This is a genomic window from Crossiella sp. CA-258035, assembly GCF_030064675.1.
Lineage (GTDB): Bacteria > Actinomycetota > Actinomycetes > Mycobacteriales > Pseudonocardiaceae > Crossiella.
This window is the reverse complement of sequence record NZ_CP116413.1, coordinates 2,521,014-2,533,370: the sequence shown is the minus strand read 5'-3', so window position 1 is coordinate 2,533,370 and position 12,357 is coordinate 2,521,014. Positions and strand designations below refer to the sequence as shown.

Here is a 12,357-nt window from a genome sequence, read left to right as displayed (position 1 = left end):
CTTGAACTGTTCTCGGGCTGAGGGTGGGGGCCGCGTGGGTGTGCGGCCCCCACCTGGGGTCAGCGCGCGTCCGGCTCGTAGCCCAGGTTCGGGCGGAGCCAGCGTTCCACTTCGGACAGGGGCATGTCGCGGCGCTTGGCGTAGTCGTGGACCTGGTCCTTGCCGAGGCGGCCGACGGTGAAGTACTTGGCCTCGGGGTGTTGGAAGATCAGGCCGCTGACCGCGGCGGCTGGGGTCATGGCGAAGGAGGTGGTGAGGGCCAGGCCCAGTTTTTCGGCTTCGAGCAGGTCGAAGAGCTCGCGTTTTTCGCTGTGGTCGGGGCTGGCCGGGTAGCCCAGGGCGGGGCGGATGCCGCGGAAGCGTTCGGCGTGCAGGTCGGCCAGGTCGGGCTGGGTGTCCGGCTCGAACCAGGCTCGGCGGGCCTCCAGGTGGGCCCATTCGGCGAAGGCTTCGGCGAGGCGGTCGGCGAGGGCCTTGACCATGATGGCGCGGTAGTCGTCGTGCTTGGCCTCGTACTCGGCGGCGAGCTGCTCGGCGCCGTGGATGGCCACCGCGAAGCCGCCCAGGTAGTCGCCTTCCGGTGCCACGTAGTCGCTCAGGCAGCGGTTGGGGCGGTTCTCCGGCTTCTTGGTCTGCTGGCGCAGCATCGGCAGCCGCACGCCGCCCGGCTTGCCGCTGTCCACCACGATGTCGTCGCCCTCGCTGCGGGCCGGCCAGAAGCCGTAGACGCCCTTCGCCTGGAACCGGCCCTCGGCGATGATCTGGTCCAGCAGCACGTTGGCGTCGTCGAAGAGCTCCTTCGCCACCGGGTTGTCCAGGATCTTCGGGTACTTGCCCTTGAGCTCCCAGGCCAGGAAGAAGAAGGTCCAGTCGACCATGCCGCGCAGGGTGGTCAGGTCGGGCGTCACCGTGCGGATGCCGGTGAAGTCCGGGGTGGGCAGGTCCTCGAAGGAGACCAGCTCGTAGTTGGCGCGGGCCGCTTCCACGGTCAGCAGCGGCTTGTGCTCGCGCGCTTCGTGCTGCACGCGCAGGCGGTCCTGGTCGACCCGGTTGCGCTGGGCCAGCTCCTCGGCGCGGTCCGGGTCGAGCAGGTCGGAGACCACGCCCACCACCCGGGAGGCGTCCAGCACGTGCACGGTGGTGCCCTCGTAGGCCGGCGCGATGCGCACCGCGGTGTGCTGCCGGGAGGTGGTCGCGCCGCCGATGAGCAGCGGCAGCTTCAGGCCGCGCCGCTCCATCTCGGCGGCCACGTTGACCATCTCGTCCAGGGACGGGGTGATCAGGCCGGACAGGCCGATCGCGTCGGCGCCCTCGGCCACCGCGGTGTCCAGGATCTTGGCCGCGGGCACCATCACGCCCAGGTCGATGACCTCGTAGTTGTTGCAGCCCAGCACCACGCCGACGATGTTCTTGCCGATGTCGTGCACGTCGCCCTTGACCGTGGCCATCACGACCTTGCCGTTGCCGCGGCTCTCGGTGACCACCCCGGCCTTGCGGGCCGCCTCCTTCTCCGCCTCCATGAACGGTTCCAGGTAGGCCACCGACCGCTTCATCACCCGGGCGCTCTTGACCACCTGCGGCAGGAACATCTTGCCCGCGCCGAACAGGTCGCCGACGATCTTCATGCCGTCCATCAGCGGGCCCTCGATCACCTCAAGGGGCCTGGGCAGCAGCTGGCGGGCCTCCTCGGTGTCCTCCTCGATGAAGTCCACGATGCCGTGCACCAGCGCGTGCGAGAGCCGCTCGCCCACCGGCGCCTCGCGCCAGGACAGGTCGATCACCCGCTTGGTGCCGCGGCCGCTGACCGTCTCGGCGTGCGCGACCAGCCGGTCGGTGGCGTCCGGGCGGCGGTCGAAGAGCACGTCCTCGACCAGTTCCAGCAGGTCAGCCGGGATGTCGGCGTAGACGGCGAGCTGGCCGGCGTTGACGATTCCCATGTCGAGGCCGACCTGGGTGGCGTGGTAGAGGAACGAGGAGTGCATGGCCTCGCGGACCACGTCGTTGCCGCGGAAGGAGAAGGACAGGTTGGAGATGCCGCCGCTGATCCGCACGCCCGGACAGCGCTCCTTGATCAGCGGCAGCGCGTCGATGAAGGCCTTGGCGTAGCCGTTGTGCTCACTGATGCCGGTGGCCACGGCGAGCACGTTCGGGTCGAAGATGATGTCCTCGGCCGGGAAGCCCGCCTGCTGGGTGAGCAGGTCGTAGGCGCGGCCGCAGATGGAGACCTTGCGCTCGGTGGTGTCGGCCTGGCCCTCCTCGTCGAAGGCCATCACCACCACGCCCGCGCCGTAGTCGCGGATCCGCCTGGCCTGGGCGAGGAACTGCTCCTCGCCCTCCTTCAGGCTGATCGAGTTGACGATTCCCTTGCCCTGCACGCACTTCAGCCCGGCTTCGAGCACGCTCCACCGGGAGCTGTCGATCATCACCGGGATGCGCGCGATCTCCGGCTCGGTGGCGATCAGGTTGAGGAAGTTGGTCATCGCCCGCTCGCTGTCGAGCAGGTCGGCGTCCATGTTGACGTCCAGGATGTTCGCGCCGCCGCGGACCTGCTCCAGCGCGACGTTGGCCGCGGTTTGGTAGTCGTTGGCCTCGATCAGCCTGCGGAACTTGGCCGAGCCGGTGACGTTGGTCCGCTCGCCGATCATCACGAAGCCGGTGTTCTCGGTGATCTCGAACGGCTCCAGGCCGCTGAACCTGGTGCGGTGCGCCGGTTCCGGCACGGTGCGCGGCTTGAGCGAGGAGACCGTCTCGGCGATCTTCCTGATGTGCGCCGGGGTGGTGCCGCAGCAGCCGCCGACGATGTTGACCATGTTGGACTCGACGAACTCGGCGAGCAGCTCCGCGGTCTGCGCCGGGGTCTCGTCGTAGCCGCCGAAGGCGTTGGGCAGGCCCGCGTTGGGGTGCGCCGAGGTGTAGGTGTTGGCGAAGCGGGCCAGGTCGGCCACGTGCGGGCGCATCTCCGCGGCGCCGAGCGAGCAGTTCAGGCCGACCACCATCGGGTCGGCGTGCTCGATGGAGCTCCAGAACGCCTCGACGGTCTGCCCGGACAGGGTGCGGCCGGAGAGGTCGACGATGGTCACCGAGATCCACAGCGGCAGGTGCGGGGCGACCTCGCGGGCGGCGGCGATGGCGGCCTTGCAGTTCAGCGTGTCGAAGATGGTCTCCACCAGCAGCAGGTCCACCCCGCCCTCGGCCAGCGCCGAGATCTGCTCCGCGTAGGTGTCCTTGACCTGCTGGAAGTTCACCGCGCGGTAGCCGGGGTCCTCCACCCGGGGCGAGAGCGACAGGGTCACGTTCAGCGGCCCGATCGAACCGGCGACGAACTTGCCACCCGCCTCGTCCGCGGCCTGCCTGGCCAGCTGGGCCGCGGAGATGTTCATCTCGCGGACGTGCTTCTCCATCAGGTAGTCGGCCTGGCCGATCCCGGTGGCGGTGAAGGTGTTGGTGGTGGTGATGTCCGCGCCCGCGTCCAGGTACTGGCGGTGGATGTCCAGCACCAGGTCGGGACGGGTGATGTTGAGCAGATCAGGGTCGCCGGTGACGTCCCGGGCGTGGTTGGCCCAGTGGTCGCCGTAGTAGTCCTCCGGCTTGAGCGCGGCGTTCTGGAACATGGTGCCCCACGCGCCGTCGAGCACCACCACCCGTTGTGCCAGCAGCTCCTTGAGCTCCTGCGTGCGGTCACCGTTGTTACCCACCGAATGCACCTCCCGACTCAGTCTGGGAGGCGCCCTTTGGTGTCTTCGTACCGGTCGAGCGTGGCGGGCCGGAACCCGTTGCAGCGCCTCTCGACCTTCAGCGAAGAGGGTACCGAACAACCCTGTGCGCCGCGTCGCGTGATTCAGCTACTTGAGGAACCGGCCGAAGTGGTCTCCCCAGACCTGCTTCTCCAGCGGTACGGCCACACTGCCGCCCCTGGGGAGTCTAGCGAAGTGCCCACTCTGTGCCGCTTTGTCCTGCCTGGTGGGATGGCCCCGGATGTGCGCAGGTCACGGCACGAGCGCCGGCCTGGCCTCGATCCGGGCCACCACCTCGGGCGAGCCGAACCGGCGGTCGATCTGACGGACCGCCTCGGCCCAGTCACGGCGAGTGCGGATCCGGGACAGGCAGTCCAGCACGAACGGGTCGTGCCAGCGGGCCCTTGAACGCTGCCAGAGCTCCACTGGATCCTCGGTCAGCAGGCTGCCGACGGTGCCCTCGTAGATCGGCATGCCGCGGACCGCGCCGTCCGGCTCGACCTCCATCGGGCGGAAGTCCGGGTTGGCGGCCAGGTACGCCGGGTTCATCTGCACCTCGAAGTTGTCCGTGGTGTCCACCTCGACCGTGGCCGGGGCCGCCGCGCGCAGCCACTGGCGGAAGTCCGGGGTGGTCAGCTCGGTCACCTGCTCGTCGCTGAGCAGCTCGCGCTCCACGAAGCTGGGTCTGCTGGCCAGGCCGGTGGGCACCACCGCGCCGAAGGACAGTGACTCCAGGTGCGGGAAGCGGGGGGCGACCTCGGTGCACATCCGGGTCATGTGGGCGTAGTTGCTGCGCACGGTCACGTAGTCGATGCCGAAGCGCAGCGGCGGCAGCCCGGCGGCCAGGTCGCGCTCCACCTGGTCGTTGAGCAGGCCCAGGGTGCGCAGGCAGTGCGCGAAGGAGCCGGCCCGGCCGCGGATGCGGTCGTGCACGGCGGGGTCCGGGCCGTCCACGCTGACCACGATCTTGTCCACCACCCTGGCCAGCTCGGCCAGCAGCTCCGGCTTGGCCGCCCAGCCGCTGGTGTAGACGTAGACCCGCATCCCGCCGGCGCGGAACCGGCCGGCCACTTCCACGATGCGGCGAATGGTCAGCGGTTCGCCGCCGCACAGGGTGATCAGCTCGGCGTTGAGGGAGAGCAGCGCGTCGGCGACGGTGAACAGGTCCTGGCCGTCCAGGTTGCGCGCGGGGCGGCGGCCGGACTCGGTGTAGCAGTGGAAGCAGCGCAGCGGGCAGGCGAAGGTCATGTCCCAGATGAGGACATTCGGGCGGTCGGTGGCGTCCATGGACGGCAACGCTACGAAGCGGGCGGAATTGCCGCGTCCGCAACGGAATACCCAATCCGGGGCGCGGACTACGCAGGGCTGGGTATGGGCCGGATGGCCTCGGTAATGCGCGGCCGGGTTTGCGTAGCCGATTGCGGATTCGGGGTGCGGTCGCGCCGGATTAGCGTCTGCGGCAACCGAATCAGCCCGCCCGATGGGAATTCGGCCGAGCTGGGAGGAGGTGAACTTCCATGGCTTACCCCCCGACCGGCGTGGGTCGCTGACCCGCCGTGGTGGCCGCTTGCGGATCGCGAGCGGCCACCGCTCTTCTCCCGCCCCCGAACGCCTGAGAGGACGATCCGCGTGCCCACCACCGGCCCCAACGGGGCGTTCCTGCTCATCCGGCAGCTGCCGCGGATCTCCGGCGGGTGGACCGCCGTCCTGTGCGCCCTGATCCTCGGCCAGGTGCTGGGCGCGGTGCTGTTGCCGCTGGCCACCGGGCGGCTGGTGGCCGCGCTCACCGGGGCCGAGGCGGCCGTGTTCGCCGGGCTGGCGCTGCTGGCCGCGGCGCTGGTGCTGGACGTGGTGCTGGACCCGGTCCGGGCCGTGGTCACCGCGCGACTGGGCGCGGCGGTGGACGTGGCCACCGCGCAGCGCACCGTCGAAGGCGCGCTGCGCCCGCCCGGCATCGCGCACCTGGACGACCCCAAGGTGGCCGACGCGATCGAGCAGGCCCGCGCGGTGGGCGTGGGCAGCTTCCCGCCGAGGGAGGCGGTGGCCGCGCTGGCCGGGCTGGTTCCGTTGCGGCTCACCGGGATCGCCGCCGCGGTGCTGCTCGGCTGGGCGGGGGCGTGGTGGATGCCGCTGGTGCTGGGCGCGGCCTGGATCGTCACCGGGCACTGGCAGGAGCTGGAGATCCGGCGTTCGGTGTCCGCGCACTCCGGCGAGGTGGCCCAGCTGCGGCAGGCCGGCTACCTGCGCGACCTGGCCACCACCCCGGCCGCGGCCAAGGAGGTGCGGCTGTTCGGGCTGCACTCCTGGCTGGTGACCGGGTTCACCCGGTGCTGGTGGGACGGCATGGTCCAGCTGCGCCGCACCGCGATCAACAAGAGCAGGCACACCGCGGCCGTCTTCCTGCTACTGGCCGGGCACGCCGCGGTGATCGGCCCGCTGGCGGTGTGGGCCGCGGACGGCGCACTCTCCCCCGAGCAGCTCGCGGTGGCCCTGCAGGCGCTGCTCGGGCTGTTCGCGCTGGGGTTCACCGGCGACCTGCAGTGGACCCTGCACTCGGCCAGCGCCGCCATCCCGGCCGCGCGCACCGTCGGCGCGCTGACCGACGACTCGCCGGCCGAGACACGTTCGGCCGAAGGCTTGCCGCGCAAGGAGATCCGGTTCGAGGGCGTGGGCTTCGGCTACCCCGGCGACGACCGGGCGGTGCTCGACGGGCTAGACCTGGTGGTGCCGGCCGGGACCTCGCTGGCGATCGTCGGTGACAACGGTGCGGGCAAGTCCACCCTGGCCAAGCTGCTCGCCGGGCTCTACCGGCCGGACCGGGGCCGGATCCTGGTGGACGGCCACGACCTGGCCGAGCTGGATCTCACCGACTGGCGGCGCAGGCTCGCGGTGGTGTTCCAGGACTTCGTCCGCTACCCGCTGCCGGTGCGGGACAACATCGGCTTCGGGGCGGTGGAGACGCCGGCGACGGAGGCGGAACTCGTTGCGGCAGCCCGGCTCGGCGGGTTCCTCGGCGTCGAGCAGAAGCTGGCCAAGGGCTGGGACACGCCGCTGAGCGGGGAGTACGCCGAGGGGACCGACCTCTCCGGCGGGCAGTGGCAGCGGCTGGCGCTGAGCAGGGCGCTGTACGCGGTGCGGCACGGCGCGCGGGTGCTCGTGCTGGACGAGCCGACCGCGCACCTGGACGTGCGCGCCGAGCACGAGCTGTACGCCCGGCTCCTGGAGATCACCAAGGGCAGCACCACGATCCTGGTCTCCCACCGCTTCGCCACCGTGCGCCTGGCCGACCGGATCGCGGTGCTGCGGAACGGCCGGGTCAGCGAGTACGGCACGCACGAGCAACTGCTGGCCGCGGACGGCCGGTACGCGCGGATGTTCCGCGTGCAGTCCGCGCCGTTCGCCACCGCCGAAGGGAATGGTCGTGGGTAAGAGCTTCGCCGCGGTCCGGCTGCTGGTCGGCACCGCGCTCCGGGTGGACCGGCGCAGGGCACTGCTGGTGCTCATCCTGTCCCCGCTGGTCAACATGGTCGCCGCGGCCCAGGCCATCGGCTTGCAGCAGCTCATCGACGGGGCGGTGGGGCGGGACTGGAGCCTGGTGCTCTGGGGCGGGGCGGTGCTGGCCGGGGTGACCGTGGCCGCGCACCAGTGGTCGGCGATCAGCACCGACCTGCGGCAGACCCTGCAACAGCGGATCGGCCTCGAGCTGGACCAGCGGATGATGACCGCCTGTGCCGGGCGCTCGGGCATCGGGCACTTCCAGGACCCGGAGTTCCTGGACACCGCGGAGCTGCTGCGCCAGCGGCGCGGCGAGTTCAGCATCGCCTTCGCCGCGCTGGTGGAGAACGCGAACCTGCTCGCCCGGTTCCTGGCCGCGGCGGTGGTGCTGACCTTCGCGCACCCGCTGCTGGCGCTGCTGCCGCTGTTCGTGGCGCCGTTGGTGGCGGCCAACAGGTGGCAGGCCAAGCTGGTCAACGCCGCCGAACTGGCCGGGGCGGAGGCGGACCGGCGGCGGCTGAGCCTGTTCACCCTGGCGACTGATTCTTCGGCCGCGCGGGAACTTCGGCTGTACCGGCTGGGTCCGGAGATCGCGGCCCGGCACGCGGCCGCCTTCGCCGAGGCGGTCCGGCCGAGGGAGTCGGCCCGGCTCAAGGGCGCGCTGGCGGTGGCGGGCGGCTGGCTGGTCTTCGTCGGGGCGCTGCTGGGCGGGCTGTACCAGCTGGCGCGGTCAGTCTTCGACGGATCGGCCTCGGCCGGGGCCGCGGTGCTGGTGGTGCTGCTGGCCACCCGGCTGGTCGGCGCGACCACCGGGCTGGGCTGGCTGATCGGCTGGCTGCGGCGCTCGCTGGACACCATCGGCCTGCTGCTGAAGCTGGACAGCCGGCCCAAGGACCCCCGCTCCGGCGGTGGCGCGGCGCTGCCCGAACGCGGCGAGCTGGTGCTGCGCGGGGTTGGCTTCACCTACCCAGGTCAGGACTCCCCCGCACTGAGCTCGGTGGACCTGCGGCTGCCCGCCGGGTCGACGGTGGCGGTGGTGGGCGACAACGGCGCGGGCAAGTCGACCCTGGTCACGCTGCTGGCCGGGTTGCACCCGCCGGACACCGGCACGATCAGCTTCGGCGGGCAGGACCTGGCCGAGGTGGACCCGGCGGTCTGGCAGAGCCGGGTGACCGCCTGCTTCCAGGACTTCTGCCGGTTCGAGCTGCTGCTGCGGCAGAGCGTCGGGGTGGGCGAGCTGTCCCGGCTGGAGGACGAGGCCGCGGTGCGCGCCGCGCTGACCGCAGGCGGCGCGGACGGCCTGGTCGCCGGGCTGCCCGACGGGCTGGACAGTCAGCTCGGCAAGACGCACGAGGGCGTGGAGCTCTCCGGCGGGCAGTGGCAGAAGCTCGCGCTGGCCAGGGCCCGGATGCGGCCGGACCCGGCGCTGGTGCTGCTGGACGAGCCCGCCGCCGGACTGGATCCGGACAGCGAGGCCGAGCTGCTGCGCCGTTACCTGAGCGAGCGCGGGCCGGACGCGCCGATCACGCTGGTCGTCTCGCACCGCTTCGGCACCGTCCGGCAGGCGGAGCTGATCGTGGTGCTGCGGGACGGCCGGGTCGCCGAGACCGGCACGCACGCCGAGCTGATCGCTCAGGACGGGCACTACGCGGAGATGTACGCGTTGCACGCGGCGGCCTACGCCGCGCTGTCAGCGCCGGAACGGCAGGTCACGGCGTGAGTGCACGCCGAGCTTGCGGTAGATCCGGGCCAGGTGGCTCTGCACGGTCCGCACCGAGAGGTTGAGCGCGCCGGCCACCTCCCGGTCGGACCGCCCGGCCGCGGCCAGCGCGGCGATCTCCATCTCCCTCGGCGTCAGCGCCTCGGTGGCCGTTGGCTGAGCGGAACGGCCGCGCAGCCTGCTGACCAGCACCAGCGCCTCGCCCCGGCGGGCGCCACCGGCGGCGGTGGCGGCCTCGGCCAGCCGGGCCGCGCGGTCGGTCCGGCCGAGCGCCTCCAACCGGGCCGCGTGCTCCAGCAGCTCACCCGGCTCACCCCGGCCCAGCGCCAGCGCGGCCGCCGCCTCCGCGCCGAGCCGGGGGGCGTCCACGCTGGTCAGCAGGGTGCGCAGGCGGTCGGGCGGGGCGCCGGGGGCGAGCCAGGCCAGCTCGGTGAGCGCGGTCAGCTCCAGGGTGTGCGCGCCCGCGGCCCGCGCGGTGGCGCCGGCCGCGGTGAACGCGGTCAGGGCACCCGCCAGGTCGCCGCGGGCGGCCGCGACCGCGCCGCGGGCCTGCTCAGCGAGGCCGGGGAGCAGGGTGATCGCATCCGGCGGGGCGGCGTCCAGCGCGGCCCCGGCCTCGGCGGTGCGCTGCTGCGCGAGCAGGGCGAAGGCCAGCCAGGACACCGCTTCGGTGCGGAAGAGCCGGTGCCCGCCACCGTGCTGCACCACGGCTTCGCGCAGCCGGGCCACGGCCAAGTCCGGTTCCCCCGCGAGGGCGTGCGCGTGGCCGCTGAGCAGGGACCAGGGCACACCGGCGGTGGTCCGCGGCCAACGCCCGAAGGCGAGATCGCTGGCGGGCAGCTGGGCCGGGTCGCCGCGCCAGAGCTGGGCGAGGGCGCGGATGGCCAGGTCGGGGCCGGTGCGCGGCTCCTGCCCGGCGGCCACCGCGGTGCGCCCGGCGAGCACCTCGGCCAGCGAGTACGCCAGCCAGGCCGAGTCGAGTCCGGGCCCGTGCACGCGCAGCACCTCCGCCGCCAACTGGCCCGCCTGCGCGGTCTGCCCGCTGAACAGCAGCACCAGCGAGCTGAGTCCCACCGCGCCCGGTCCGGGCAGCCTGGCCAGGTCGGCCAGCGCGCCGGCCGGGTCGCGCTCGGCCCAGCAGCGGTGCGCGGCCAGCGCCAGCCGCGCACCGGCGGTCTCCAGCACCCGGCGGGCCTGGCCGGGTTCGCCGAGCTCGACCAGGGCGGCGGCCAGGGTGGGCGCGGCCAGGTCGGTGCGTTCCAGCGCGCGGCGGGCCAGGCGTACCGCGAGCTCGGGGTCGTGCCGGCAGGTCAGTGCGGCCGCGCGGAGCAGGGTGCGCGGGTCGGGGGTGTCCGCGTCGAGCTGCCAGCTGGCGCGCAGCACCGGGTCCGCGGTGTCCGGGGCGGCGGCCAGCAGCGCGGCGCACAGCCGACGGCGGCGCAGCCGGGGCAAGCGTTGGCGCAACGCGGCGGCCAGCATGGGTTGCGCGATCCGGACCACGATCCGCCCGCCGTCGGCCGAGGTGCGCAGCAGGCCCCGGTCCTCCAGGCCCTCCTCCATGCCGGGCGCGACTGCGGCCAGCACCGGCAGCGGCAGCGGTTCGCCGAGCGCGACCGCGGCCAGCGCCTCCCGCTGCGGGTGGTCCAGCCCGCGCAGCCACCCGTCGAACAGCTCGCCCAGCCGCGGCGGCACGGTGGCCGCGCCACGCCACCACCACCGCCCGCCCTCGGTGACCAGGCGGCCCGCGGCCAGGCCGTGCCGGACGAGCTCGGTCAGGAACAACGGGTTGCCGCCGGTCCAGCCGTGCAGCAGCCGCACGGCCGGTCCGGCCACCTGGCCGTCCACCAGCGCGCGCACCAGCCGGGTGGTGCCCTCCAGCTCGAACGGCGCCAGGTCGAGCCGGCGCAGGTAGCGGTCCTTCCACAGCGCGACAACGGCATCCGGCATCGGCGCGTCCGGCCGCGCGGTGACCAGCAGCCGCACCTCCCGCTCGTGCGCCAGCCCCAGCGCGAGCGCGGCCGAGGCCGGGTCCAGGTAGTGCGCGTCGTCGATGACCAGCACCGGCGTCCGGCCCTCGGCCCGCCGCAGCAGCGCCGCCACCAGTCCGCCCGGCGAGGTCCGCTCGGTCGCGCCGAACAGCCCGGTGAACGCCCCCAGCGGCAGCTCCCGGCCCGCCTGCGTCGCCGAGGTCCACACCACCGCGAACCTGGCCGCGTTGAGCCGGTCCGCCACCGCCGACAACAGCGCGGTCCGGCCCATCCCGACCGGCCCGGTGATCGCCATGCCCCGATCGGCCAGCAATGCGCCGAGCGCCTGTTCCAGTTCTTTTTCCCGCGCGACGAACTTGGCCGGGGAATTACCAGTCGATGATCTCATTCGGTCCCCCTGTCCCTTGGGCGACAGGGGTATCAGCCTTGGCCATGATCTCGGCTTCGCCAAGTGTCAAGCTTGTCAACTGCCCGTTGGGGCAGCTCCCAGCCTCGAACTTCGGCCAAATGGAACCATCTCGGCGGGCCATTTCCGCGTTTTCCCTCCCGCCGGAAAACATCCTGCCTAGAGATATTCCGGGAGCCCGGTCGGGTGCTTTCCCTGGGCCGTTCAGGGGACCGGCTTCCGGTTCGCGTCAGGTGTCCGCCGTCGGCGAGTTAGGTCAGCGGGATCAGGTCGGCTCGGGGAGGAGCGACATGGGACGACGTATCGGTGGCGCGGGCGGCGGTTCGGATCCGGCGGGCAAGGGCGGGGCCGTCGCGGTCGCGGCGGTGGCCGTGGTGGTGGTCGGCGCGGCAGGGGCTGGTGGCGGGCTGGGACTGGGCGGTGCGGGCGGCGGCTCGGGCGGCGGCGCGGCGAACTCGGCCGCCTCGCGGAACATCAGCGCGCGGAAGCACGAGGGCAAGAAGTCGGCGAAGAGCGGCAAGGCGGACCAGGCGTGGCAGCGGCTGGGCACCCGGCAGCTGCGCAAGGAGGTCAGGACCGCGGCCGAGTGCCTGTCCCACTCCTTCGGCCGGGTCCGCGAGTTCTTCGCGCACACCCCGTGCAAGTCACTCGACCGGGCGCTGTTCAGCATCGGCGACGGCGAGGGGAACGTGGTGGTCGTCTCGGTGGTCTGGGTGCGCTTCCGCACCAGGGGGCAGGCCGAGGACTTCCGGCGGCTCAGCGATGTGCACGGCTCCGGTGACATCACACCGCTGGGGGCGGAGCTGCTGGAGCTGCGGGACATCCGGTTCAGCGGCCGCAACTACGACGCGCAGCCCAACGGCAACGCGGTGGTGATCGCGGAGACCGAGACCGCGGCGGGCAGCTTGGACCCGGAGGCGCTGGACGCGGTGGCCGAGGTCGCGGCCCAGCTCCCCCATCCCTGACCGCGCGATACCCGTTCGCGGCGACCGGCTCCCCTGGCTATCGTCGCCG

At 72.8% G+C, this 12,357-nt stretch carries 6 protein-coding genes; 3 read left to right on the top strand and 3 right to left on the bottom strand.

The window, feature by feature from the left end:
- Positions 1-59 precede the first annotated feature (59 nt).
- Positions 60-3,695, bottom strand: coding sequence for a methionine synthase (gene metH, locus N8J89_RS11735; protein ID WP_283664367.1), 3,636 nt, complete (start codon positions 3,693-3,695; stop codon positions 60-62).
- A gap of 291 nt (positions 3,696-3,986) precedes the next feature.
- Positions 3,987-5,021 (bottom strand): radical SAM protein, encoded by a 1,035-nt coding sequence (locus tag N8J89_RS11730; RefSeq protein WP_283664366.1) that lies wholly within the window; start codon positions 5,019-5,021, stop codon positions 3,987-3,989.
- 342 nt (positions 5,022-5,363) lie between these two features.
- On the opposite strand from N8J89_RS11730, the gene N8J89_RS11725 reads away from it, so the two are divergent.
- Entirely contained in the window at positions 5,364-7,163 is a 1,800-nt protein-coding gene (locus N8J89_RS11725) for an ABC transporter ATP-binding protein (protein ID WP_283664365.1), read from the top strand.
- The gene (locus tag N8J89_RS11720) at positions 7,156-8,949 is read left to right on the top strand and encodes an ABC transporter ATP-binding protein (RefSeq protein WP_283664364.1); all 1,794 of its coding nucleotides are present in this window, start codon (positions 7,156-7,158) and stop codon (positions 8,947-8,949) included. The genes N8J89_RS11725 and N8J89_RS11720 overlap by 8 nt, the downstream gene beginning before the upstream one ends.
- Here the strand turns inward: N8J89_RS11720 and N8J89_RS11715 are convergent.
- A complete protein-coding gene (locus N8J89_RS11715; protein WP_283664363.1) occupies positions 8,920-11,325 on the bottom strand; it encodes a helix-turn-helix transcriptional regulator in 2,406 nt (801 codons plus the stop codon). The genes N8J89_RS11720 and N8J89_RS11715 overlap by 30 nt on opposite strands.
- A gap of 308 nt (positions 11,326-11,633) precedes the next feature.
- On the opposite strand from N8J89_RS11715, the gene N8J89_RS11710 reads away from it, so the two are divergent.
- Positions 11,634-12,308 carry a hypothetical protein gene (locus N8J89_RS11710; protein ID WP_283664362.1) on the top strand — a complete coding sequence of 225 codons (675 nt, stop codon included), beginning with the start codon at positions 11,634-11,636 and terminating at the stop codon, positions 12,306-12,308.
- Positions 12,309-12,357: the final 49 nt, after the last annotated feature.